20 protein-coding genes are annotated in these 22,652 nt (G+C 71.4%); 8 read left to right on the forward strand and 12 right to left on the reverse strand.

Annotated elements, in window-relative coordinates; all coding sequences use genetic code 11:
* The first annotated feature begins 248 nt into the window (after nucleotides 1–248).
* A complete protein-coding gene (locus ACFW9O_RS34410; RefSeq protein WP_384614885.1) occupies nucleotides 249–971 on the forward strand; it encodes a FadR/GntR family transcriptional regulator in 723 nt (240 codons plus the stop codon).
* An 88-nt stretch (nucleotides 972–1,059) separates the two neighbouring features.
* Here ACFW9O_RS34410 and ACFW9O_RS34415 read toward each other — a convergent pair whose 3' ends face one another.
* Nucleotides 1,060–2,253, reverse strand: coding sequence for a PP2C family protein-serine/threonine phosphatase (locus ACFW9O_RS34415; RefSeq protein WP_384614887.1), 1,194 nt, complete (start codon nucleotides 2,251–2,253; stop codon nucleotides 1,060–1,062).
* A gap of 256 nt (nucleotides 2,254–2,509) precedes the next feature.
* On the opposite strand from ACFW9O_RS34415, the gene ACFW9O_RS34420 reads away from it, so the two are divergent.
* Genes ACFW9O_RS34420 through ACFW9O_RS34430 form a run of 3 tightly spaced genes read left to right on the forward strand, consistent with a single transcriptional unit; the run spans nucleotide 2,510 to nucleotide 5,450 of the window.
* Nucleotides 2,510–3,277, forward strand: a complete 768-nt coding sequence (locus ACFW9O_RS34420) for a (Fe-S)-binding protein (RefSeq protein ID WP_351175355.1) — start codon at nucleotides 2,510–2,512, stop codon at nucleotides 3,275–3,277.
* Complete coding sequence (locus ACFW9O_RS34425) at nucleotides 3,274–4,818, forward strand: lactate utilization protein B (RefSeq protein ID WP_384614889.1); 1,545 nt, start codon at nucleotides 3,274–3,276, stop codon at nucleotides 4,816–4,818. Before ACFW9O_RS34420 ends, ACFW9O_RS34425 begins: the two co-directional genes overlap by 4 nt.
* Nucleotides 4,815–5,450, forward strand: coding sequence for an LUD domain-containing protein (locus ACFW9O_RS34430; RefSeq protein WP_351175359.1), 636 nt, complete (start codon nucleotides 4,815–4,817; stop codon nucleotides 5,448–5,450). The genes ACFW9O_RS34425 and ACFW9O_RS34430 overlap by 4 nt, the downstream gene beginning before the upstream one ends.
* On the opposite strand, the gene ACFW9O_RS34435 is transcribed toward ACFW9O_RS34430, so the two are convergent.
* The 6 genes from ACFW9O_RS34435 to ACFW9O_RS34460 form a co-directional block, all read right to left on the reverse strand.
* Nucleotides 5,447–7,351 carry a DUF2264 domain-containing protein gene (locus tag ACFW9O_RS34435; RefSeq protein WP_384614891.1) on the reverse strand — a complete coding sequence of 635 codons (1,905 nt, stop codon included), beginning with the start codon at nucleotides 7,349–7,351 and terminating at the stop codon, nucleotides 5,447–5,449. The two genes, ACFW9O_RS34430 and ACFW9O_RS34435, sit on opposite strands and share 4 nt — an antisense overlap.
* A complete protein-coding gene (locus tag ACFW9O_RS34440) occupies nucleotides 7,348–8,376 on the reverse strand; it encodes a hydroxyacid dehydrogenase (protein WP_384614892.1) in 1,029 nt (342 codons plus the stop codon). The genes ACFW9O_RS34435 and ACFW9O_RS34440 overlap by 4 nt, the downstream gene beginning before the upstream one ends.
* A 37-nt stretch (nucleotides 8,377–8,413) precedes the next feature.
* The gene (locus ACFW9O_RS34445) at nucleotides 8,414–9,289 is read right to left on the reverse strand and encodes a carbohydrate ABC transporter permease (protein WP_384614893.1); all 876 of its coding nucleotides are present in this window, start codon (nucleotides 9,287–9,289) and stop codon (nucleotides 8,414–8,416) included.
* Nucleotides 9,286–10,287 (reverse strand): carbohydrate ABC transporter permease, encoded by a 1,002-nt coding sequence (locus tag ACFW9O_RS34450; RefSeq protein ID WP_384614896.1) that lies wholly within the window; start codon nucleotides 10,285–10,287, stop codon nucleotides 9,286–9,288. Before ACFW9O_RS34450 ends, ACFW9O_RS34445 begins: the two co-directional genes overlap by 4 nt.
* A gap of 50 nt (nucleotides 10,288–10,337) precedes the next feature.
* Entirely contained in the window at nucleotides 10,338–11,702 is a 1,365-nt protein-coding gene (locus ACFW9O_RS34455; protein ID WP_384614897.1) for an ABC transporter substrate-binding protein, read from the reverse strand.
* Between the two features lie 102 nt (nucleotides 11,703–11,804).
* Nucleotides 11,805–12,968, reverse strand: a complete 1,164-nt coding sequence (locus tag ACFW9O_RS34460; RefSeq protein ID WP_384614899.1) for a substrate-binding domain-containing protein — start codon at nucleotides 12,966–12,968, stop codon at nucleotides 11,805–11,807.
* A 155-nt stretch (nucleotides 12,969–13,123) separates the two neighbouring features.
* Between ACFW9O_RS34460 and ACFW9O_RS34465 the strand changes: the two genes are divergently transcribed.
* Nucleotides 13,124–13,927 carry a sulfite exporter TauE/SafE family protein gene (locus ACFW9O_RS34465; protein ID WP_384614901.1) on the forward strand — a complete coding sequence of 268 codons (804 nt, stop codon included), beginning with the start codon at nucleotides 13,124–13,126 and terminating at the stop codon, nucleotides 13,925–13,927.
* A gap of 25 nt (nucleotides 13,928–13,952) precedes the next feature.
* On the opposite strand, the gene ACFW9O_RS34470 is transcribed toward ACFW9O_RS34465, so the two are convergent.
* Nucleotides 13,953–15,479 carry an amino acid permease gene (locus tag ACFW9O_RS34470; RefSeq protein ID WP_351175374.1) on the reverse strand — a complete coding sequence of 509 codons (1,527 nt, stop codon included), beginning with the start codon at nucleotides 15,477–15,479 and terminating at the stop codon, nucleotides 13,953–13,955.
* Between the two features lie 74 nt (nucleotides 15,480–15,553).
* Entirely contained in the window at nucleotides 15,554–16,561 is a 1,008-nt protein-coding gene (locus ACFW9O_RS34475; RefSeq protein ID WP_384614902.1) for a hypothetical protein, read from the reverse strand.
* 369 nt (nucleotides 16,562–16,930) lie between these two features.
* Here ACFW9O_RS34475 and ACFW9O_RS34480 point away from each other — a divergent pair, with 369 nt between their 5' ends.
* Genes ACFW9O_RS34480 through ACFW9O_RS34490 form a run of 3 tightly spaced genes read left to right on the forward strand, consistent with a single transcriptional unit; the run spans nucleotide 16,931 to nucleotide 21,002 of the window.
* Nucleotides 16,931–18,364 (forward strand): FGGY family carbohydrate kinase, encoded by a 1,434-nt coding sequence (locus ACFW9O_RS34480; RefSeq protein WP_384614904.1) that lies wholly within the window; start codon nucleotides 16,931–16,933, stop codon nucleotides 18,362–18,364.
* On the forward strand, nucleotides 18,361–19,782 hold the full coding sequence (locus ACFW9O_RS34485) for an FAD-dependent oxidoreductase (protein WP_384614906.1): 1,422 nt from the start codon (nucleotides 18,361–18,363) through the stop codon (nucleotides 19,780–19,782). Before ACFW9O_RS34480 ends, ACFW9O_RS34485 begins: the two co-directional genes overlap by 4 nt.
* Nucleotides 19,779–21,002 carry an FAD-dependent oxidoreductase gene (locus ACFW9O_RS34490; protein WP_384614907.1) on the forward strand — a complete coding sequence of 408 codons (1,224 nt, stop codon included), beginning with the start codon at nucleotides 19,779–19,781 and terminating at the stop codon, nucleotides 21,000–21,002. The genes ACFW9O_RS34485 and ACFW9O_RS34490 overlap by 4 nt, the downstream gene beginning before the upstream one ends.
* A 15-nt stretch (nucleotides 21,003–21,017) precedes the next feature.
* Here ACFW9O_RS34490 and ACFW9O_RS34495 read toward each other — a convergent pair whose 3' ends face one another.
* From ACFW9O_RS34495 to ACFW9O_RS34505, 3 genes are all read right to left on the reverse strand, one after another.
* Complete coding sequence (locus ACFW9O_RS34495; RefSeq protein ID WP_384614908.1) at nucleotides 21,018–21,413, reverse strand: hypothetical protein; 396 nt, start codon at nucleotides 21,411–21,413, stop codon at nucleotides 21,018–21,020.
* 61 nt (nucleotides 21,414–21,474) lie between these two features.
* A complete protein-coding gene (locus ACFW9O_RS34500) occupies nucleotides 21,475–21,897 on the reverse strand; it encodes a DUF350 domain-containing protein (protein WP_351175384.1) in 423 nt (140 codons plus the stop codon).
* Between the two features lie 96 nt (nucleotides 21,898–21,993).
* Nucleotides 21,994–22,548: a DUF309 domain-containing protein gene (locus ACFW9O_RS34505; RefSeq protein WP_384614910.1), complete on the reverse strand. Its 555-nt coding sequence runs from the start codon at nucleotides 22,546–22,548 to the stop codon at nucleotides 21,994–21,996.
* Nucleotides 22,549–22,652 lie beyond the last annotated feature (104 nt).

Here is a 22,652-nt window from a genome sequence, read left to right on the forward strand (position 1 = left end):
CCGTGTCTACCCCCCCGCCGCCGCGGGGGGCGGGGGGGGGGGGGGGCGCCCCCCCCCCCCCCCCCCCGGGGGCGCCCCCCCCCCCCCCCCCCCCGCCCCCCCCCCCCCCCCCCCCCCCCCCCCCCCACCGCCGCAACAGGCCGCCGGAGCCGTGTGCCCGCTCCCGTCGGCGCTCGGTCTTTGGTCCGACCACACGCGCTGTGTGACATAGTCGGATCATGCGTATCGCCCGGAGCAGGGAGTAGCGGATGCCCGTCGAGTGGCAACCCGTACGGCAGTCCCGCACCCACGAACTCGTACTCCAGAGCATCGAGGAGCGTGTCTTCGCCGGAGAGCTCAAGGCGGGCGACCGCCTCCCGCCCGAGCGGGAGCTGGCGCCGGTGCTCGGAGTCAGCCGTTCCGCCCTGCGCGAGGCGCTCCGGGTGCTGGAGACCATCGGCGTACTGGTCGCGCAGCCGGGCCGAGGTCCGGATTCCGGGGCCCGGATCGTGCGGAACCCGGACGACGCCCTGGGCCGTCTGCTGCGTCTGCACTTCGCCCTCGGCAGCTACAGCCTGCATGACGTACTCGAGGCACGCGTCGTGCTGGAGCGCTCCAGCTGGGAGGCCGCCGCGCAGTACGCCCCGGCCGAGGACCTCGACGAGGCCGAGCAGCTCCTCGTGCGCATGGGTGCCCCGGATGTGGGTGTGTCCGAGTTCAACGACCTCGACACCCGCTTCCACGTGCTCATCGCAGGGAGTTCGGGCAACGCGCTGACCTCGACACTCACCTCCGCGGTGCGCGAGTCCGTGCGTCCGCTGATCCTGCGTGCGCTGGAGGAGACCGAGGACTGGCCGGCCACCGCGGGCGCACTCAACGCGCAGCACACGCGGCTGCTCGCGCTGGTCCGAGAGGGGCGGGGCGCCGAGGCGGCGGACCTGGTCGAGGAACACATCCGTGGCCTGCACGGGACGCTGGTCGACGAGGCATAGCCCGCCCGCACTGGGGCGGGGACGGCTCGCACGAGCCCTGTCCCCGTCTTCTCCCCCCATGTCTGCCTGATGAAAGGGCCGTTACGGGTCAGTGGTGCGGGGCGGGTCTGGTCCGGGCTGCTCGGCGTGGACCGCCGTGCCAGTCCAGGACCAGGACCGTGGCGTCGTCCTTGAGGCTGCCGTAACAGGCGTCGAGCACCGCGCACGTCAGGCTCCGCACGACCTCTCGCGGGTGCAGCGCGCCGGTGTCGCGAATGACCGAGGCCAGGTCGACGGCGGCCGCACTGCGGTCCTGCATGCCGTCGGTGAGCAGGACCAGGCGGTCTCCGGGGCGCAGGTGGAGCTGCTGGAGGTGATAGCCGGTGGGGGCCGCCACGCCGAAGGGCATGTCGACGGCGAGTTCGACCTCTTCGACGGTGCCGTCGCGCAGTCGCAGGGGGCGGGGATGGCCGGCGTTCACCAGTTCGCACAGGCCCGTGTCGAGGCCGACGCAGAACAACTGCCCGGTGGCCAGGCCGCGGCTGTGGCTGAGCAGGGCCTGGTGCGCGTGACGGGCCTGCGCGATGGCGTCACAGCCGCTGCGGCGCGCCTGCCGCAGCGCTCCGACCAGCAAGGTGGCCAGCAGGGCGGAGTCGGTGTCGTGGCCCATCGCGTCGGTGATGGACAGGTGCAGGGTGTCGCGGTCGAGGGTGTAGTCGTAGGTGTCGCCACCGATGTCGTCGGCCGGGACCAGTCCGGCGGCGAGGGTGAACTCCGCCGCCTCGCAGCAGGGCGCCGAGGGAAGCAGCTGGTGCTGGATCTCCGCTGCCAGACTGGTCCGGGTGGTGCGCCGGCCCAGGTGGTACAGATCGGTGAAACGGCGGTCGGTGACGATGATGTAGGCCAGTGCGTGGGCCGCGTCGCGGACCTGGCGCAGCACGGTGTCGTCGCCGGCCTGCAAGGTCACCTCCAGGACGCCGATGCGGTCGCCCCGGTTGGTGACCGGCGTGACGACACGCCGGCCGCCCTGCCCGTCCGTTTCCACGTGCTGGCGCTGGCTCCGCAGGACGCGGTCGTAGACGCTTCCCTGCAACCTGATCGGCTCGCCGGGTTCCCCGGCGGCATCGCCGGCCGCGGCCAGCCGTACCAGCCGCTCGCCTATGAGGTCGACGAACAGGAAGGACACGCACTCGGCGCCGAACCGCTTCTGCAGGTCGAGCGCCACCACCTCGACGGACTCACCGGGCGGGGCGGCCTCGGCAGCGGCCAGCAGTTCGCCCAGTTCCAGATCTGTGCCCTCCACAGCAACCTCCCATTTCGGCTGCCGAACCTCCTTCCCCGCATATCCGCGACCTCACCTCCTGCTCCCGTTCTGCCTGGTCAGGGCAGAGCGACAGACGCGTTCAGCGGGTCCTGGGCGCGTCGAACGGCCTGAGGGCCGTTCCAGGTGCGCCACTCCTGTCCGAGTCTTTTCTGCCTCGTTGTTTCCCGCGCTCCCAACGGTTCCCCATTCGGACCGAGGCTAGTATGGTCGGACCATAAGCGACCGGGGAGGCCCCATGCGCATCGGACTCTTCGCCACCTGTCTGGGAGACACGCTCTTCCCCGAGGCGGTGAAATCCACCGCGGTACTGCTCGCCCGTCTGGGCCACGAGGTGGTGTTCCCGCCGGACCAGACGTGCTGCGGCCAGATGCACGTCAACACCGGCTACCAGCGCGAACCCGTCCCGCTGGTGCGCAGGTTCGCCGAGCAGTTCGGGGACCCGTCCATCGACGCGGTCGTCATGCCGTCCGGATCGTGCGCCGGTTCCGTACGGCACCAGCACGAGATCATCGCCGAGCGGTACGGCGATGCCTCGCTGCGCGCCGGAGTCGGCACCGTCACGTCCAAGACGTACGAGCTGTCGGAGTTCCTCGTCGACGTCCTCGGCCTCTCACGGGTCGGCGCGTACTTCCCGCACCGTGTGACGTACCACCCCACCTGCCACTCCCTTCGGATGCTCCGGGTCGGCGACAAGCCGCTGAGACTCCTGCGCGCCGTCGAAGGGATCGATCTGGTCGAGCTCCCCGAAGCCGACTCCTGCTGCGGCTTCGGCGGCACCTTCGCCGTCAAGAACGCCGAGACGTCCACCGCGATGCTCCAGGACAAGATGCGCAACATCGCCACCACGGACGCCGCCGTGTGCACCGCCGGGGACTCCTCCTGCCTGATGCACATCGGCGGCGGACTCTCCCGCATCCGGTCCGGTACGCGCACCCTGCATCTCGCCCAGATCCTCGGATCCACCCGTACCGCGCCGTACGTCCTTACGGAGGCCGCCCGATGAGCACGTTCCTCGGCATGCCCGCCACGCCGCCCCGGTCCCCGTACGGAACGGGAAACCTGCGCGGCGACCGCACGTTCCCCGAGGCCGCCCACGAGGCGCTCCTCGACGAACAGTTGCGCCGCAACCTCGGCAAGGCCACCCGCACCATCCGTACGAAGCGGCTCGGCGTCACCGCCGAACTCCCGGACTGGGAGCAGTTGCGCGACGCCGGATCCGCCATCAAGACCGACACGATGAACCGGCTCCCCGAACTCCTGGAGCAGCTGGAGCGGAAGGTCACCGAGCACGGCGGAACCGTCCACTGGGCGCGCGACGGCGCCGAGGCCAACGAGATCGTCGCCCGGCTGGTCCGGGCGACGGGCAGCAGCGACGTCATCAAGGTCAAGTCGATGGCCACCCAGGAGATCGGCCTCAACGAGCACCTCGAATCCATCGGCATCACCCCGTACGAGACCGACCTGGCCGAGCTCATCGTGCAGCTCGCCGACGACCGGCCCTCGCACATCCTGGTGCCCGCGATCCACCGCAACCGCGACGAGATCCGGCAGATCTTCCTCGACGAGATCCCCGGTGTGGACCCGGACCTCGACAACGTCCCCGCGCATCTCGCCGCCGCCGCCCGCGCCTATCTGCGCGAGAAGTTCATGACGACCAAGGTGGCCGTCTCCGGAGCCAACTTCGGCATCGCCGAGACCGGCACCCTGTCCGTCGTCGAGTCGGAGGGCAACGGCCGGATGTGCCTGACGCTGCCCGACACCCTCATCACCGTGATGGGCATCGAGAAGGTCCTGCCGCGCTACCAGGACCTGGAGGTCTTCCTGCAGTTGCTGCCGCGCTCCTCGACCGGCGAGCGGATGAACCCGTACACGTCGATGTGGACCGGCGTCACACCCGGCGACGGGCCGCAGGACTTCCACCTGGTCCTCCTCGACAACGGCCGCACCGCCGCGCTCGCCGACACGATCGGCCGCGAGGCCCTCAACTGCATCCGCTGCTCGGCCTGTCTCAACGTCTGTCCCGTGTACGAGCGCACCGGCGGCCATGCCTACGGATCGACGTACCCCGGACCGATCGGCGCGGTCCTCACCCCGCAGCTCGCCGGGATGGACACGGCCAAGGGCGACCCCAACAGCTCGCTGCCGTACGCCTCCAGCCTCTGCGGCGCCTGCTTCGACGCCTGCCCCGTCAAGATCGACATTCCGTCGATGCTCGTCGAGCTGCGCCACCAGCACACCGAACAGTCCGGCACCACCGCGGAGAAGCTGGCCATGAGGGCCGCCGCCGGCGTGATGAAACGGCCGGTGCTCTACACCGCCGCGCAGAAGGCCGCCGCTCTCGGCCGGATCGCCGGCGGACGCGACGGCACGATCTCGCACCTGCCCGCCCCGCTCAGCGGCTGGAGCGACAGCCGCGACACCCCGGCCCCGCCCAGGCAGACCTTCCGCTCCTGGCTGGCATCGGCCGAGGGTGCGGCAACGATGAGCGCCGCCGCCGAAGAGGGCGCCCGGCGCACCGCCGACGACCACGAGGAGGACCGGTGACGACGACCGCCCGCGACACGGTGCTCGGCCGGATCAGGGACGCACTGGCCCTGGCACCCGTGCCCGGCACCACCGTTCCCCGCGGCTACCGCACGGGCCGCACCCTCCCCGACGAGGAACGCCTCGCCCTGCTGACCCACCGGCTCGTCGACTACAAGGCGAAGGTGTACCCCTGCACCGGCGACCGCACCGCCGAGGTGATCGCCGACGTGCTGCGGGAGCGCGGAGCCCGCCGGATCGGAGTGCCGGCCGGGCTCGACGAGCAGTGGCTCGTCGCCTATGACGGCGAGGTGCGGCAGGACTCCGCCGACATCCCCGCCCCGAGCCTCGACGCACTGGACGGTGTGGTGACCGCCTCGGCCGTCACCTGCGCGGAGACGGGCACCATCTTCCTCGACGGTTCGGCCGACCAGGGCCGGCGGGCCCTGTCCCTGGTCCCCGATCTGCATGTGTGCGTCGTCGACCTGTCCTCGGTCGTCGTGGGCGTCCCCGAGGCGGTGGCCCGGCTGGTGCCGGAGCGGCCGACGACCCTGATCAGCGGTCCGTCGGCCACCTCCGACATCGAGCTGGAGCGGGTGGAGGGCGTACACGGCCCCCGCACTCTTGCTGTGGTGATCCGCACCGATGCCTAGCGGGTGTGGGTGACCTCCAGCGGCGCGAAACCGATACGGGTCGTCGCCCCGTCGTCCGTCCAGCGGACCGTGACCGTGCCACCGTCCACGTCGACGCCGCTCACCGCCGAGGCGAGCGGGGCGGCCTCCGGCCCTGCCGTGAGGCAGGCCAGGGCCACCAGCACCACGGTCCCCTCCACCTCCGCCGCGAGCCGGGGCAGCACCGCCCACCGGGTGAACGCGGTGCCCTGCGGCGCCCGTACCTCCTCCTGCTCCGCCCAGCCGTGCAGCCCGTGCAAGGCCGAGCGCACCTCACCACCGGGGTCAGTCGCCCAGCCGGTCTGCTCCGCCAGCGACCCTGCCGGAGCGCCCAGGACCCGGTGCACCCGGAGCTCGTACCTGCCCCGGACGACCGTGACGCTCTCCACCCGCAGCCCCGGCATCGTCGGCGAGCCCTCCGGGAAGACCGGGCAGTGCCAGGAGGCGGCCCAGCCCCAGTCGCCCTCGTGCCCGGCGCCCATCGGGTGGATGCGGAAGCGGCTGCTGCGGATGCCCGCGACCCGCACCGACAGATGGTTGTCCGGTGCGTTCTCCACCGCCGTCGGACCGGTGACGGTCGAGTAGGCGAGCCGCGCGTAGTGCGGATCCGACAAGGCGGCCGAATCGCCCTCGTGCGGCCGGGCATGGTCACTGCCGTGGTTGTGCAGCCGGACGATGCCGTCCGCCTGCGTCGACTGGACCAGCAGCCCCGGCGACGGCAGCGACAGCACCCGGTCGGCGCCCTCGCTGGGGGCGGGTTCCTCGGTCGCCGCCCACAGCGGATGCTCCGCCGGGGCGAGGAGTGCGACGAACGCCTTCGACGCCCAGTACGGCGACGCGGGACCCGAGTACACCTGGAGCGTCGCGTCGTGCGGACCGTGCCAGCCCAGGCTCAGCAGACCGTCGTCCGCCGCCGCGCCCCGCTCCAGGAAGTACCGCAGCGATCCGCTGATCAGCCGCCGCGAGACGCCCGGAGCCAGGGGAGTGTGCCCGGACACCGCGCCCATCCCGACGGCCGCGGCCGCCGCGAAGCGGTAGGTGAGGGAGCGTCCGAAGTGCAGCGGCGCACCGTCCGCGCCGAACATCAGGGAGAAGCTCTCCAGATGCTCGCTCAGCCGTGCGCCGTAGCGCGTGGCGAGCTCCGTGTCGCCCGACAGATACGCGTCCAGTACCGGATACAGGTGCAGAGCCCAGCCGTTGTAGTGGTCGAAGGCCCGCCCGTCCCCGTCGGCGTACCAGCCCTCGCCGCGGTACCACACCTCCAGAAGGTCCAGCGCCCGCTGCCTTGCCCGCGCCGTCTCGGCGTCGCCCCGGCCGACCGACTCCAGGAAACCGGCGACGGAGTGGGGGAACAGGTACCAGTTGTTGGGGGCAGGTGTGTGGCGCAGGGCGCCACGCAGCCACTCCTCCGTCCGGTCCTGGGTTCCCGGGTCGAGCCGGTCCCACAGCCACGGCCGGGTCAGCCGCAGCCCGATCGCCACGGACGCCGACTCGACCATCGGCTGGCCGAAGACCGTGTGGTCGAGGATCAGGGGCCAGGACTCGGCGTCGTCACGTCCCGCCGTACGCGTACCGGCGCCGAGGCCGTCGGCGTACCGCTCCAGCCAGTTGTGCGGATCCTTGCCGTCCGCCCCGGCGACCCGGAACGCGGCGGCCAGGAACGTACGGGCGTAGCCCTCCAGCCCGTCGGAGCGCACACCGGAGCGGGACGGGCGCCCCGGCAGGTCCAGCAGGGCCCGGCCGGGGGTGGCCCACTTCCAGGCGGCGTGCAGCAGTCCGTCGGCCGCCGCTTCCCAGTGCGCCCGGGTGTAGCCGGTGTGCGGGCTCGACCCGCGGTCCTCGGCGGGGAGTTCGAAGGGGTACGGGGACGAGATGGAGGTCATGCGAGGAAGGCCAGCCTTTCGCGTCGTACGGGATGGGCGAATCCGTCGCCCGCGGCCCAGCGCGCGACCTCACCGACGGCCAGATCCGCCAGCCGGCGCAACTCGTTGCCCTGGGAACCGGCGAGATGAGGGGTGATGGTCGCGTTGTCGAGGTCCCACAGCGGATGGCCGGCCGGCAGCGGGTCGGGATCGGTGACGTCGAGCACCGCGCGGATCCGGCCCGTACGCAGTACGTCGACGAGCGCGTCCTGGTCGACGACCGCGCCCCGGGAGGTGTTGATCAGGACGCCGTCGGGCCGCATCGAGGTGAGGAGCTCGCGGCTGACGAGCCCGGTGGTCGCGGGCAGCAGCGGGGTGTGGACGCTGACCACGTCGCTCTCGGCGAAGAGTACGGGCAGCGTGACGGGGCGGACCCCCAGCTCGGCCGCCTCGCCTTCGGAGACGTACGGATCGTGGAGCAGCACCCGCAGGTCGTAGGGGCGCAGCAGTTCGATCACCCGGCGGCCGATCAGGGAGGCGGACAGGATGCCCACCGTACGGCCGTAGTTGCCCACCTCGGGCGGGGTGGCGAGCCATGCGTCGCGGCGACGGGAGGCCCGATAGTCCCGGGCCCGCTCCAGCACCCGCTTCCCGGAGAGCAGGATCATCGCGAGGGTGTACTCCGCGACAGGCAGCGCGTTGGCCGCCGCGGCCGACGACACCTCGATGCCCCGGTCCCAGCAGGCATCGGTGACATGACCGCGTACGCTCCCCGCCGTGTGCACGACGGCGCGGAGCGCGGGCGCGGCTGCCAGGACGTCCGCGTCGATGGGCGGGCAGCCCCAGCCGGTGACCAGGATCTCCGCATCCGCGAGAGCGGCGCGCGCCGGAGCGGTGGCGAAGTCGTCGATGACGGGCAGCGGGGCGAGCGTGCTCACCGCGGAGAGCGCCGCGATGGAGCCGGGGGAGAGCACGGCGGCCGCGGCCGCCGTGCTCATCGCGAGCGCGGTACGCGGCCGGCGGTGGGCGGGGGAAGTGCTGGGCATGGTTCTCCTGTGCGGTGGTCCGGTCGGGGCGGCACGGCTACTTGACGGCGCCCGCCGTCAGACCGGACCGCCAGAAGCGCTGGAGCAGGGCGAAGGCGAGGATCAGCGGCAGCACCGCGAGCAGCGAACCCATGATGACGACCGGGTAGTACTCGGGAGAGACGGACGCGGAACTGTTCCAGGTGTACAGGCCGAGACTGACCGGATACAGATCCTGGTCGGACAGCATCACCATGGGCAGGAAGAAGTTGTTCCAGATCGCCGTGAGCTGGAAGAGGAAGACGGTCACCAGCCCCGGCCCCAGCATGCGCAGCGCCACCCGGAAGTACGCCGTCAGTTCGCCCGCGCCGTCCATCCGCGCCGCCTCCAGCACCTCGTCGGGCACGTACCCCTGGCTGAAGATCCGGCCGAGGTAGACACCGAAGGGGTTGAAGAGGACCGGGATGAAGACCGCCCAGTACGTGTTGACCAGACCGGTGCCGGACGCCATCAGGTAGAGCGGCAGGGCGAGTACGGTCTGCGGCACCATCACCGCGGCGAGCACGAGCCCGAACAGTTTCTCCTTGTGCGCGAAGCGGTACTTGTCGAAGGCGTACCCGCAGGCGATGCTCACGAGTGCGCCGAGGGCCGCGCCCAGGACGGCGTAGAGCAGGCTGTTGCCGTACCAGCGCCCGTACAGCCCGCCGTCCATGGCGAACAGGTCCTTGACGTTCCGCACCAGGGAGAAGTCGCCCAGCGAAAGGATGTTGCTGCTGAACAGCGCGTTGCGGTCCTTGGTCGACGCCAGCACCAGCCACAGCACCGGCAGCAGGGTGTAGGCCACCGAGATACCGACCACGAGGTTGACGACGGAACGTCCGAGGAGCCGGGGCCGCAGCGGTGCGGCGGTGCGAGGTGCGGTCGACACGCTCATCGGGTGTTCTCCTCTGCGGCGTCGGAGCGGTTGGTCCAGCGGGTGACGCCGTAGGAGAGGGCGATCGTGCACACGAGCAGGACGACGGAGGCGGCTGCCGCGAGACCGTAGTTGTTGCGGGTGAAGGCCGCGTCGTAGATGTACATGCTGGGCGAGAAGCGCGAGTTGATCATCGGCGTGGACTGGCTGAGCAGCATCGGCTCGGTGAAGAGCTGCAGCGCGAAGATGAGGGTGAACATCGCCACCATCACGACCGACGAACGCACCAGCGGAGCCTTGACCTGGAGAGCCGTGCGGACCGGGCCCGCGCCGTCGACGACCGACGCCTCGATCACCTCGCGGGGTACGGCCTGCAGAGCCGCGTAGAACACGACCATGTTGTAGCCGAGGTTGCTCCACAGGGCGATGTTCACGATGGACGGGAGCACGGTGTGCACCCCGAGGAAGTCGACGGTGATGTCGGCCTTGCCGAGGAGTTCGATCACCGGACTGATGCCGGGGGTGTACAGGTACAGCCAGATCAGTGCGGCGATGATGCCGGGCACCGCGTGCGGCAGGAACAGGGCGAGCTGGGCCGTACCTCGCAGGCGCACCACGCCGGAGTCCAGCAGCAGTGCCAGGGCGAGGGCTCCGATCACCATGAGCGGGATGTAGACCAGGCAGTACAGGGCGACGATGCCGAGACCGCCGAGGAACGTCGGGTCGGTGATGACGGCCAGGTAGTTGCGGAGCCCGGCGAAGACCGTGCGCTCCGGGCCGAAGCCGAGCCCGGGCTGGTCGTCGCTGAAGAAGCTCAGATACAGGGCGGTGGCGACCGGGATCAGGAAGACGGTCACCAGAAGGACGAAGAACGGCGTCATCAGGGCACCGCAGGCACCGAGTTCACGCCGTCGGGTGGACCTGCGGGCCATCGGCTCGGGTGCCGTGGCGGCCGGGCTCCTCGGTGAGGGCCGGGTGGTGGTGCCCGCCGGGGCGGATACGGGGGTGGCGCTGGCCATGGATGTCACCTGCCTCTCTGCTGCTGGGAACGGGGGGTGCGGATCGCCGGTCAGGTGGAGTGCAGAGTGGTGGAGAGGCCGAGAGCCCTCAGGTCCGGCATGGTGCCCTCCTGTGCCGCCCTGACCGCTCCGATGATGGAGCCCTGGCCTCCGCTCGCCCGCGCCAGCCCGTCCTTCATGATCTTGCCGGTGGCTGTCATCCGGGGTCCCCAGACCCAGCCCGCGCGAATCTTGTGGGCCTCCTGCTCGAAGAGGGTGTAGATGTCCTGGCCGCCGTAGTAGGCGCGGTCGAAGGCCCGGCGGCCCACCTCGACCAGACCGGGCGCGGCGGGGTACTGGCTGCTGGCCCCGCTGGAGAGCCGGGCACGCAGGGCGTCCGGGTGCGAGACCTGCCACTCGATGAACTCCATCGCGGCCTCGGGGTCCGCGCTGTCCTTGGTGATCGCGAAGGTCGAGCCGCCATGGGTGCCCACACCGGGGTCGGCCGGATCCCACTGGGGGATCGGCGCCAGCGCCCACCGGCCCTTCTGGCCCGGGCGGGCCTTCATCTGGGCACCGGCGTCCCACGCACCGCTCAGCCGGCTGAGCACCAGGCCGTTGCCGATCTGGACGTCGCTGTGCCGGCTCTCCACCGCGTTCATGAAGACCAGGTCCTGGTCGGTCAGCCGCTGCCAGAAGGCGGCCACGCGACGCGTGGGCGCATCGGCCAGAGAGACGTTCCAGGCGCCGCCCGCCGTGTCGAACCACTGGGCGCCCGCCTGCCACGCGAATGCGGCGAGATGGGTGTCGCCGTCGGTCGGGAAGAGCGCCATCCGGCGGTCACCGCCCTTGCGGCGTACGGTCCTTGCCGCGTCCTCGAAGTCCTCCCAGGTGCGCGGGGCGGTCAGCCCGTACCGCTCGAAGAGGTCGGTGCGGTAGTGCAGCACCATCGGCTCTATGTCGAGCGGAACGCTGAAGACCCGCTTCTCGAACGTGGTCAGCCCCAGTGCCTGGGGCAGCAGTTCGGCGCGCAGCCGGTCGCTCACCAGGTCCGTGATGTCGCGGCAGACTCCGTCGATGGCGAACCCCGGTACCTGGGGATACTCGATGGTGGCGATGTCCGGGGCGTTGCCGGCCCGGGCCGCGTTGCTGAGCTTGGCGTAACCGCCCTGCGCCCCCGAGGGGACCTGCTGGAAATCGACCTGAAGGGTGTCGTGCCCGCGGTTGAACGCGTCCACGACCTCCTGACTGCCCCGCAGCGCGGACCAGAAGGTGACCCGCTTCTTCCTGCCGGTCCTGCTGCTCACGTTCCTGCCGGTACTGCTCGTGCTGCCCGATCGTGGCTCCTCGCCGCCGCTGCAGGCGCTGAGCGCACCTGTCAGGGGCAGCGCGGCGATCGTGGCGAGTACGGATCGACGGCTCTGTCGATCAGGCATGGGTGCCTCCCGCGGCTCCTGATTCAAGACACGGGGAATACTGATCGGCTGATCGATAGCGGTCAATAGATCGATCAGAAGAAGCTTGAAGCGGTCAAACGCTCATTGCCTCGGAAGGGGGAGTGCCTGTGCCGATCCGCGTACTTTGAGCGCGGGGAGCAGCTCCACCCGGCGCACCGGACCCGTCGTGCCCTCCGGGTGCGCCAGCCGGTGCAGCAGCAGTTCGGCCGCCGCCCGTCCGATGTCCGCCCTGGGCGGAGCCACCGCGGTCAGCGGCGTGCTGCCCAGTGAGGAGACCACATCGTCGTACGCCACGACCGAACAGTCCTGTGGCACCCGTATGCCACTCTCCGTCAGCCGCTGCACCAGCATCAGCGCGTCCTCGTCACCGTGCAGGACGGCGCCCGTGACCCCGCGCTCCCGCAGCAGCGCGGCCAGGTCCGGAGCCGGCTCCTCCGGTGCGGCGGTGGAGGGGGCGGCGGTGGACGGGGCGCCGGTCCGACTCCCTGGGCCCGGCCCCGCGTTCGAGGAGCTGAGCACCACGGACCAGTCGTCCACCTCCGGGTGGGCGGCCGCGATCTCGGCGAACGCCGCCCGGATCGCACGAGCGGTGGGGCTGTCGTTCCGGGCTGCCAGGACGATCCGGCGGTGGCCCAGCGAGACCAGATGGCCGACCGCGAGATGCACCCCGTACCAGTGATCGGAACATACCGAGTCCAGGGCGTGCAGCGCGCTGCCCGGCCGCGGCCGCCGCTCCATCAGGACGGTCGGCACACCCACCTCGGCGAGCCAGCCGTAGTCCGCCTCCTCGCCGGCGGCACTGCGCCACCGCGGGGCGATCAGCAGCCCGCGCGCCCCGCCCGCCAGGGCCCGTTCCACCTGGGGCCGTTCGGCCCCGGCCGACTGCGGCGCGATGTGCAGGGCGATCCGCATCCCCGCCGCCTCCAGGGCGGTACGGGCGCCGTGCAGGGTCTCGTACAGGTACGAATGCCGCTCGGGCACCACGAGGGCGATCGGACCCCCCTCCGCGGCCGGCTCCCCGGTCCGCGCGACCGGGGGCGCCGTCGTCTCCGCGGCGTCCCCCACGGGGCGGGCCACCCCGTGGCCGCGCCGCAGCCTGCCCGCCCGGGCCAGTTCCTCCACGTCCCGCCGGAGCGTGACGACCGAGACGTCCAACTCGGCGGCGAGCGTGGTCACCTTGACCGCACCTCGCGCGTGCACCACCGCGAGTATCCGCTTCCGCCTCAGTTCAACCGGCTCCCGCATGCTGCTGGCCCCCTTGCCGTACCGCTGCGCGTGTTCGTTTGAGCGTTTCCGTGACCGCTTCGCTGGCAGCATAGCCAGCGATCTGCCGTCCCGGTGGTTCACGGGACGGACCGATGATCCGAAAGAAGGCCGGTGTATCTATCATCTGATCCGCAATGGACACCCTCACCCTGTGGCAACTGGCCGTGCTCGCGGCGGCATCCATGCTGGTCGGCTTCTCCAAGACAGCCGTCAGCGGTGCCAACACGATCAGCCTCGCGGTCTTCGCGGCCGTACTCCCGGCCCGCGAATCGACCGGAGTGCTGCTCCCGATCCTCATCGCGGGCGACATCCTCGCCGTGCTGATCTACCGTCGGCACGCACACTGGCCCACGCTGCTGCGACTCTTCCCGGCCGTCGCCGTGGGCGTGGTGGCAGGCACCGTCTTCCTGCTGTGGGCCGATGACGACGCCGTGGCCAGATCGATCGGCGCGATCCTGCTCCTCATGGTGGGCGTCACCCTCTGGCGGCGGCGCACCGCGGCCCGGTCCGAAGCGGCTCCGGAACAGCAGGCAGCGGAACGGCGGGCCGCGGAACGGCCGGACGACGACAAGCCGTCGCTTGCCGGGCGGGCCAAGGCGCGGTCCTACGGGGTGCTCGGCGGCTTCACGACCATGGTCGCCAACGCGGGCGGCCCCGTGATGTCGCTCTACCTGCTGTCCGCCGGTTTCCGGAAGCTCGGCTTTCTGGGAACGTCGGCGTCGTTCTTCCTGATCGTCAACACGTCCAAGGTGCCGTTCAGCGTGGGGCTCGGGCTCATCGACGCGCAGTCCCTGCTGCTCGACGCCGTCCTGGTCCTGTTCGTCATCCCCGGCGCGTACCTCGGCCGCGCATGCGTGGGCCGGATCAACCAGAAGCTCTTCGAGCAGATCGTGATCGGCGCCACCGTGCTGGGCGGCCTCCAACTGCTGCTGCGCTGAAGGCCGCCGTCGGTGAACGGGACGGTCAGACGATGCTCTCGGCGATCTCCGCCTGCTCGCGGGCGTTTCCGTACGCGGCGGGAGTGCTGTACGAGCGGCGCGCGACGAACCACCACACGGTCGCCAGCACCAGCACGGCGACCAGGGCGATCGACGCGTAGTTCATCGAGTCGACGGTCACCGGCGAGGACTGCGGCAACAGGAACAGCACGCTCACGATGGCGACCCACACCACGGCGATCCAGCCGATCGGCTTGGACCAGCGGCCCAGATGCCAGGGACCGCGCTCGAACCTGTCGCCGGCGCGCAGCTTGAGGTAGATCGGGATGGCGTACGCGGGAGTGATGCCGATGACGTTGATGGCTGTCACCGCACCGTACGCGGTCGTCGAGTACAGCGAGGGCAGCGCGAGCAGAGCGGCGACGCACACCGACAGCCAGACCGCGGGCACCGGTGTCTGGGTGCGGGAACTCACCTTGCGCCACAGGGCCGAGCCCGGCAGCGCGTTGTCACGGCTGAACGCGAAGACCATCCGGCTCGCGGCGGCGACCTCGGCGTTGCCGCAGAACAGCTGCGCCGCGATCACGATCAGCAGCATGGCGGTGGCGCCCGCGGTACCCAGCGCGTCGATCAGGATCTGCGCGGGCGGCACTCCGGTGGCACTGTTCTGGGTGCCCGCGTAGTCCTGGATGGCGAACGTCAGACCGGCCAGCAGCACGAAACCGGCGACCCAGGAGACCCAGATCGCCCGGACGATGCCCTTGGCCGCGGTCACGGACGCGTTGGACGTCTCCTCTGAGAGATGGGCGGAGGCGTCGTAGCCGCAGAAGGTGTACTGGGCCAGAAGCAGACCGATCGCCGCGACGTAGAGCGGGTTCTCCCAGCCGGTGTCGTTGACGAACTCGGTGAAGACGAACGACGGCGACTGGTGGTGGGAGGGCACGATCGCCAGCACCGTCACGATGACGGCCACACCGCCCAGGTGCCACCACACGCTGATCGAGTTGAGCACACTGACCAGGCGGACACCGAAGAGGTTCAGTACGGCGTGCAGCAGCAGGATGCAGAGGAAGATCACCATCGTGGATCCGGGAGTGGGATCGAATCCCCACTGCAGATTGAACAGCGCCCCCGTGAACAGCGCCGCGCCGTAGTCGATGCCGGCGATCGCCCCCAGCAGACCGAGAAGATTCAGCCAGCCTGTGTACCAGCCCCACTTGCGGCCACCGAGCCGGTCGGCCATGTAGTACAGCGCCCCCGACGTCGGATACGCGCTGGTGACCTCGGCCAGGGCCATGCCCACGCAGAGGACGAACAGGCCGACACCGGCCCAGCCCCAGAGCATCACCGACGGGCCGCCGGTCGACATGCCGAAGCCGTACAGGGTCATGCAGCCGGACAGGATCGAGATGACGGAGAAGCTGATGGCGAAGTTGCCGAAGCCACCCATGCGGCGGGCCAGAACCGGTTGGTAGCCGAGCTCGCGGAGCCGCTGCTCCTCGTCCTTCTGCGGAGCCTCCGGGCTCGAGGGGACGGACGCGGATATGGACATGGGAAAGAACCTCCGTGAGGGGACGGTGGGTGACGGGAGAGGAGAGGTGGGGGGAGGGGACCGGGTGGCCGCGGTCAGCCGTGCGGTCTTCGTCCGGTCTCGCCCTCGGCGGCGAGACACCGGCCACGGGCCCGCAGGAACACGTCCTGCGCTCCGGCCGGACCGTCGGGCGTCCGGGTGCGGTACGCCCACGGGATCGAGGTGAAGTACGGGCCCAACGCGCGGAACACCGGCGCCGCGTCGGCGAGCTGGAGCGAACCCCACAGTGCGTGCGCCAGATAATTCAGGTCGAGCAGGGACTGCACGGCCGGGTCGGTCCGTGCGAACCAGATCCGCAGCGCGCGACGTGCGTCGCGTTCGCCGTCCTCGGTGACCCAGTGCAGGTCCAGGGCCTTCTCGTTGCCGTGCTCACGCCGGTAGCGCTCCACCCGCACGTACAGCGGGAGGACATGGAGGGGGGAGCCGTCTGGCGCCGAAGAGGCGGCCCACTGAACGAAGTTGACGGCCTCCGAGAGCGTGCCGCCGGACTGCCGGGCGTACACGAACTGGAGCATCCGGTGATACGCCTCGCGATTGAACGGGTCCCGTTTGTCCGCCTCGGCCAGCATGCCCCAGGGCCCCGGGAACAGCATGGGCCCCGGCGGAGGCATCCGGTGCTCGTCGAGGCGCTGGCGTTCGTCGAGCTGGGACAGCGCCAGCAGGCAGATCCATGGCACCGGGTCCGCCGGTGCCGCGTGCGCCGCCGAGCGGCAGCCCTCCCAGGCCTCCTGCCACAACTCCTGCGCGCGCGGGTGCTTCTCCCGGTGCGCGCGCACCGAGCGTTCCACGATCACCCGGGCGTGCATCACGGTCGCCGCCACACTCCGCGGCTCCTCGGTCAGCCAGGCGTCGACTGCGTCGGAGCCTGCGGCAACGGTCGCGAGAACCTGGGTGCGCCGGGTCCACGACGCCCAGTCCGGCGTGCTCTCCAGCAGATTGCGCATGGACAGCCAGCGTCCGGTACGCAGGTCCTGTAACGCTCCACGCAGTTCGTGGTCATGTCCCGCGGGGTGGTACACGGGCCGGAACTCACTGTGCCCCATCTGCTCGCCCCGCCCCGGTACGGCCTGTGGGAGCGAGGCGGGGTGCCGGGCACATCGGCACGGGGCATGGTCTGCTCGTCATGAATCCTCAAGGACGTGGGGGGTTGGGCAGCTCTGGTCATGAACTGCCGCGAAGCGTCCGGTCGGTTGCTCGGCGGTGAGTTTAGAGCGCGCCGTACCGATCATCAGGCGGCTTTGCGGATCTTACTCAAGTAGCGTCTTCGCACGGGACGTTGATCGCAATCTGCTCCTACGGACGGGATGTTCTGACGCGCTTGACGCGAGCCGTGGTCTGCACAACTGTGGGCGGAACGAACGGATGATCACGCTCCCGCCCGGTTCCGGGCGGCCCGCACGACTGGAGTGTCGATGACAGGTCCGGTACTCGCCATCGACCAGGGAACGTCCGGAACGAAGGCGCTGGTGATCTGCCCCGAGCGGGGCGTGATCGGTTCCGGTTCCGCCCCGGTCCGGCCTCGGTACGGGGCCGGCGGAGCCGTCGAGGCCGATCCGGCCGAACTGCTCGGCTCGGTCCTCGACGCGGGCAGGCAGGCGGTGGAGGAGGCCGGCGAACCCGTGGCGGCCGTGGGCCTGGCGAACCAGGGAGAGACGGTCCTCGCCTGGGACCCCGGCACCGGGCGGCCGCTCACCGACGCCGTCGTGTGGCAGGACCGGCGGGCGGCGGACCTGTGCGCCGGACTTGCCGCGCACGACGAGGAGTTGAGGCGGCTCACCGGCCTGCCCCTCGACCCGTACTTCGCCGCGCCCAAGATGGCCTGGATACGCCGTGAGCTGACCCGCGAAGGCGTCGTCACCACCAGTGACTCCTGGCTCGTCCACCAGCTGACGGGGGCCTTCGTCACCGACGCCGCCACGGCAGGACGCACCCAGCTGCTCGACCTCCACGACGTCGGCTGGTCACCCGCCGCCCTGGAGATCTTCGGCCTGTCCGACGAGCGGCTCCCCACCGTCGTCGACTGTGCGGGGCCGGTCGGTACGACCACCCGCTTCGGCGGCGAGATCCCGCTGACCGGCCTCGTCGTCGACCAGCAGGCGGCCCTGCTGGCCCAGAACGCCCTGGAGCCGGGCAACGCCAAATGCACCTACGGCACAGGGGCCTTCCTCCTCGCGCAGACCGGCTCCAGGCCGCGCACCAGCTCCAGCGGCCTGGTCAGCTGTGTGGCCTGGCGCCTCGGGGGGCGTACGGACTACTGCCTCGACGGGCAGGTCTACACGGCCGCGTCCGCCGTGCGCTGGCTCACCGACCTGGGCGTGATCTCGGGCGCCGCCGACCTCGACCCGGTGGGGTCCTCCGTACCCGGCACGGGCGGTGTCACCTTCGTGCCCGCACTCGCCGGCCTCGCCGCTCCGTGGTGGCGCGGTGACCTGCGCGGCTCCGTGACGGGGCTCGGTCTCGACACCACGGCGGGCCACCTGGTGCGCGCCCTGTGCGAAGGCATCGCGGCCCAGGTCGTCGCCCTGGCCGATGCCGTGGCAGCCGATCTGGGCGCACCGCTGACCGCCCTGCGGGTCGACGGCGGTCTGACCCGCTCCACCCTTCTCATGCAGACCCAGGCGGACCTCCTGCAGCGGCCCGTCGAGGTCTCGGCGCTGCCCGACCTCACCGCGCTCGGTGCGGGTGCGGTGGCCCGGCTCGGACTCGACCCGAACCTGCCGCTGCGGGAGGCGGTACCGGAGTGGAAGCCGTCCGCCGTGTACGAACCACGGATCGGCCCGGACGAGGCGGCCGCACGCCTCGACGGTTTCCGTGCGGCGGTGGACACGCTGATGGAGCGCCCGTGACCGTAACGATCACCACGCAGGGGGAGCCGGCCCCGGCCGGTGGCGCGGACGGCACGTACGACGTCACCGTCGTCGGAGCCGGTGTGGTCGGCACGGCCATCGCACGCGAGCTGGCCGGATATCACCTGCGCATCGCCCTCGTGGACGCCTCCGACGACATCGGCAACGGCACCTCGAAGGCCAACACGGCAATCCTGCACACCGGTTTCGACGCCGTGCCCGACTCGCTGGAAGCCCGCCTCGTCCGGGAGGGCCATCACCGGCTCACCGCGTACGCGGCGGAGACCGGCATTCCCGTCGAGCGCGTCGGCGCCCTCCTCGTAGCCTGGGACGAGGACCAACTCGCCCTGCTGCCCCGCCTGCTGGCCAAGGCCGGCCGCAACGGCTACCACGCGGCACGCATCATCGGCGCGGAGGAACTCAGGGATCGCGAACCGCATCTGGGGCCGGGTGCCCTCGGCGCGCTCGACGTTCCCGACGAGAGCATCATCTGCCCCTGGACCACACCGCTCGCCTTCGCCACCCAGGCCGTCCGCGCAGGGGTCCACCTGCATCTGAACTGCCGGGTGCTGGACATCGCCGCCGAGCCGGGCGTCCACGCCCTCACCACCTCGCGCGGAACGCTGCGCACCCGGTACCTGGTCAACGCCGCCGGGCTGTACGCGGACGGGATCGACCGGCTCCTCGGGCACGAGGTCTTCACCGTGACCCCGCGCCGCGGCCAGATCGTCGTCTTCGACAAGCTCGCCCGCGACCTCGTCGGCCACATCCTCCTGCCGGTGCCGACCGCGGCCGGCAAGGGCGTCCTGGTGGCACCGACGGTGTTCGGCAACGTGCTCCTGGGCCCCACCTCCGAGGAGCTCGACGACAGGACCGCCACCGGATCCACCGCGGACGGCCTGCACCTCCTGCGGGAGAAGGGCCGCCGGATCCTGCCCGCGCTCATCGACGAGGAGATCACCGCCGTCTACGCGGGACTGCGGGCGGCCACCGGACAGGAGGACTACCGGATCCAGGAGTACCCCGCTCAGCGGTACGTCGCCGTCGGCGGCATCCGGTCCACCGGACTCACCGCGTCCATGGCGATCGCCGCCCATGTCACCGGGCTCCTCGCCCGGACCGGTCTCGGACTCGGCGCACCGCGCCGGCTCCCGCCGGTCACCGTGCCCAACCTCGGCGAGGCCTTCCCCCGGCCCTACCGCCGGGCCGACCTGATCGCGAAGGACCCGGCGTACGGCACACTCGTCTGCCACTGCGAGCACGTCACCCTCGGCGAGATCCGCGACGCGCTGTCCTCCACCGTCCCGCCGCGGTCCCTGGACGGCCTGCGGCGCCGTACCCGGGCACGTGGCGGCCGGTGCCAGGGCTTCTACTGCGGCGCAGCCGTCCGCGCCCTGTTCGAGGAGGCACAGGCGTGACCCGGAGCGAACGGACCGTTGACGTCCTGATCGTGGGGGCGGGCCCCGCCGGCCTGGCAGCCGGGGCCGAACTGGCCGCAGCCGGCGCGGGCCGGATCGAGATCCTGGAGCGCGAGCAGGAAGCGGGCGGGATCCCCCGACACTGCCACCACGGCGGATTCGGCGGGCGCCTCACCCGGGGAGGAGCGGACGGACCCGCGTACGCCCGGCGGAGCGTGGCCGCGGCGGTGGACGCGGGCGCGGGCCTGCGCACCGGAGTGACCGTCACGGGCTGGGCGGGACCCCGTACCGTCGAGACCACCGGACCCGGCGGGCTCGAACGGATCACCGCCGGGGCCGTCGTCCTCGCCACCGGCGCCCGCGAACGTCCCCGGTCCGCGCGTCTCGTCCCCGGCAGCCGGCCTCCCGGCGTCCACACCACCGGCGAACTCCAGCAGGCGGTCCACCTGTACGGGCAGCGGATAGGCACCCGGGCGGTCGTCATCGGCGACGAGCCCGTCTCGCACGCCGCCGTCGACACCCTGCGTGCGGCCGGGGTCCATGTCGTCGCCGTGGTCACGGACCGGCCCGGCACACCCTTCCGTGTCCGGCAGCGCACCCCGCTTCTCACCGGGGCCACCGTCACCGGCCTCACGGGCAGGACCAGGCTGTCCGGGGTGTCACTGCGTCACGACGACGGCCGCACCACGACCCTGCGCTGCGACACCGTCGTGTTCACCGGTGACTTCGTCCCGGACCACGAGCTCGCCCGACGCGGCGGGATCACCCTCGACCCCGGCACACGCGGACCCGCGTACGACGCGGCGTACCGCACCTCGCGGCCGGGCGTGTTCGCCGTAGGGAACCTCCTGCACGCGGTGGAGCGCGCGGGAGTCGCGGCGGACGAGGGCAGAGCCGTGGCCGTGTCCGTGCTGCACCGCCTGTCCGGTACGGACGAGCCCTTCGGAAGCGGGCGCCCCCTGGTGGTGGACGCGCCGCTGCGATGGGTCGCACCCAATCTGACGGGACCCGGCGGAGCACGTCCGATCGAGGACCGGTTCGTCCTGCGCACCGCACGGCGGCTGTCCCGGCCCCTGCTGGTCGTCAGCCAGGACGGGCGCGAACTCCACCGGCAGCGGCTGCTGTTGCCCGCGGTCCCGGGGCGGCCTTTCCATCTGACCGCCGCATGGCTGGACCGGGTCGACCCGCACGGTGCGCCGGTACGGATCACCGCGCTGTGAGGCGCGGGCCCGGCGTCAGGGAATGAGCAGCCAGTCCGCGCCGATCGCCGCTGCCAGACCGATGCCCAGCAGCCAGCTGCCGAGACGGGTGCGTCCGTTCCTGCTGAGCTCGATCACCACGCCGCACAGGATGAGCGCCAGCCCGTACACCCCGACGACCAGGACGGAGGAACGGCTCGCGATGCGCAGGGCGAGGACGACGGCCATCGCGGCCATGCCGACCGAGGAGAGGACGATGCGAAGCTGCCGCGCCTGACGCGGTGTCAGTCTCCGCCCGCCGGGGGCGGACGCGGCTATGCCCTCGTCCGTGCCCTCGTCGTGGCCGTCGTGCCCGTCGCTTCCGTCGGTGTGCCCGTCCTGCCGCTCATCGGTCTGCGGGGCCTGTTGCTGGTCCTGGTCAGAAGTGCTCATGACGCCGGATCGTAATGGCTGAACAGGACCGTGTTCGCGGGACGGGGCATCACCGGCTTGATCAGGCGATGGAAGCCGACACGATGGCCGACACCGCCAGGTTGCAGGACGCCGTCACCCAGACCGCCGGGTGCGGCTCCCGCTCGACCAGCGTGGCCCCCAGCTTCCCGGGCGTGACCAGGTCGACCACGAGGAACGCGGCGGCCATCATGACCAGACCGAGCAGCCCGAACGCGGCCGTCGACGCCAGGCCCTTGCCGAAGTCGTCGTACGTCGTCCAGATCGACGTGAACACGATGCCGCCGATGCCCAGCAGAGCCGAGCTGAGGAGCAACGCCGCGTTGCGGTTGCGCTCCTCCCATATCTGGCGGCCCAGCTTCCCGGGCGTCAGGGCGTCGATGAGGAATATGCCGAGAACGAGCAGTACGACGCCGAGGGCCCCGTAAGCAGTGGCACGGCCGAGGCCGTTGATGATGTCGGTCATCGGGGCGTCCGTCTCCTGAGCAAGGTCTATGGGCGGGGGTGCTGACCGAGTGATCAACACACCGTCAAGAAAGAGCAAAACCTATCGCACGGGTTGTCACGCACCGGCCCGGCCCCCCGACCGCAGCCGAGGCGCCTCCGCCGCCGCGTCCACCACGCGCACGCCCCCGGCCCCGGCGTCCCCCGCTCCGGTGTCCGCCGCCCCCGGCTCCGGGCCGGCCGGATCCACCCGGCCGGCCAGTTCCCGCGCCCAGGCGACCAGCCCGTCCACGCCGATCCCGTACGGCTCCGCGTCCCGGAAACCCGCGACCGCGGCGGCGCCCCGCCTCAACAGCCGTGCTCCGCCTGCGGCGTTGCCCCGGGCGGAATGCGTCAGCCCCACGGCCATCTGGGCAAGGCCGCGCCACAGCTCCCGCTCCGCCTCGGGACCCGACTTCCACGCGTCCTCGAACACCTCGTGCGCATGGAACGGCATCCCCGCGTCCAGGAGCCGCTGCGCCTCCCGCACGGTCTCGTCGGGGGAGCGGACCACCCCCTCCGGCTGCCGCTCCACCCCCGGAGTGCCGTACGGCAGGGGACGCCCCAGCCCGTCCCGGGGGCGCGCATTGCGCGCCCTGCCTTCGGCGTCACGGTCCCTGCGAGATTCGTCCACGTCCTGATTGTGCCCCGCACCTGCGGTTGACCGGGGGAACCCTGTCCGTAGGCACCCGCGCAGGACTAGGCTCACAACCTCCGCAACCACCTTGGGAAGGGGAG

Source organism: Streptomyces sp. NPDC059499 (assembly GCF_042749285.1).
Classification (GTDB): domain Bacteria; phylum Actinomycetota; class Actinomycetes; order Streptomycetales; family Streptomycetaceae; genus Streptomyces.

Excerpts from the sequence above, each read along its gene's own strand:
- ACFW9O_RS34500 (WP_351175384.1), bottom strand. The coding sequence starts at position 21,897 with ATGACCGACATCATCAACGGCCTCGGCCGTGCCACTGCTTACGGGGCC.
- ACFW9O_RS34410 (WP_384614885.1), top strand. The coding sequence starts at position 249 with ATGCCCGTCGAGTGGCAACCCGTACGGCAGTCCCGCACCCACGAACTC.
- ACFW9O_RS34460 (WP_384614899.1), bottom strand. The coding sequence starts at position 12,968 with ATGCGGGAGCCGGTTGAACTGAGGCGGAAGCGGATACTCGCGGTGGTG.
- ACFW9O_RS34420 (WP_351175355.1), top strand. The coding sequence starts at position 2,510 with ATGCGCATCGGACTCTTCGCCACCTGTCTGGGAGACACGCTCTTCCCC.
- ACFW9O_RS34450 (WP_384614896.1), bottom strand. The coding sequence starts at position 10,287 with ATGGCCAGCGCCACCCCCGTATCCGCCCCGGCGGGCACCACCACCCGG.
- ACFW9O_RS34495 (WP_384614908.1), bottom strand. The coding sequence starts at position 21,413 with ATGAGCACTTCTGACCAGGACCAGCAACAGGCCCCGCAGACCGATGAG.
- ACFW9O_RS34470 (WP_351175374.1), bottom strand. The coding sequence starts at position 15,479 with ATGTCCATATCCGCGTCCGTCCCCTCGAGCCCGGAGGCTCCGCAGAAG.
- ACFW9O_RS34435 (WP_384614891.1), bottom strand. The coding sequence starts at position 7,351 with ATGACCTCCATCTCGTCCCCGTACCCCTTCGAACTCCCCGCCGAGGAC.
- ACFW9O_RS34445 (WP_384614893.1), bottom strand. The coding sequence starts at position 9,289 with ATGAGCGTGTCGACCGCACCTCGCACCGCCGCACCGCTGCGGCCCCGG.
- ACFW9O_RS34475 (WP_384614902.1), bottom strand. The coding sequence starts at position 16,561 with ATGGGGCACAGTGAGTTCCGGCCCGTGTACCACCCCGCGGGACATGAC.
- ACFW9O_RS34425 (WP_384614889.1), top strand. The coding sequence starts at position 3,274 with ATGAGCACGTTCCTCGGCATGCCCGCCACGCCGCCCCGGTCCCCGTAC.
- ACFW9O_RS34480 (WP_384614904.1), top strand. The coding sequence starts at position 16,931 with ATGACAGGTCCGGTACTCGCCATCGACCAGGGAACGTCCGGAACGAAG.
- ACFW9O_RS34455 (WP_384614897.1), bottom strand. The coding sequence starts at position 11,702 with ATGCCTGATCGACAGAGCCGTCGATCCGTACTCGCCACGATCGCCGCG.
- ACFW9O_RS34465 (WP_384614901.1), top strand. The coding sequence starts at position 13,124 with ATGGACACCCTCACCCTGTGGCAACTGGCCGTGCTCGCGGCGGCATCC.
- ACFW9O_RS34440 (WP_384614892.1), bottom strand. The coding sequence starts at position 8,376 with ATGCCCAGCACTTCCCCCGCCCACCGCCGGCCGCGTACCGCGCTCGCG.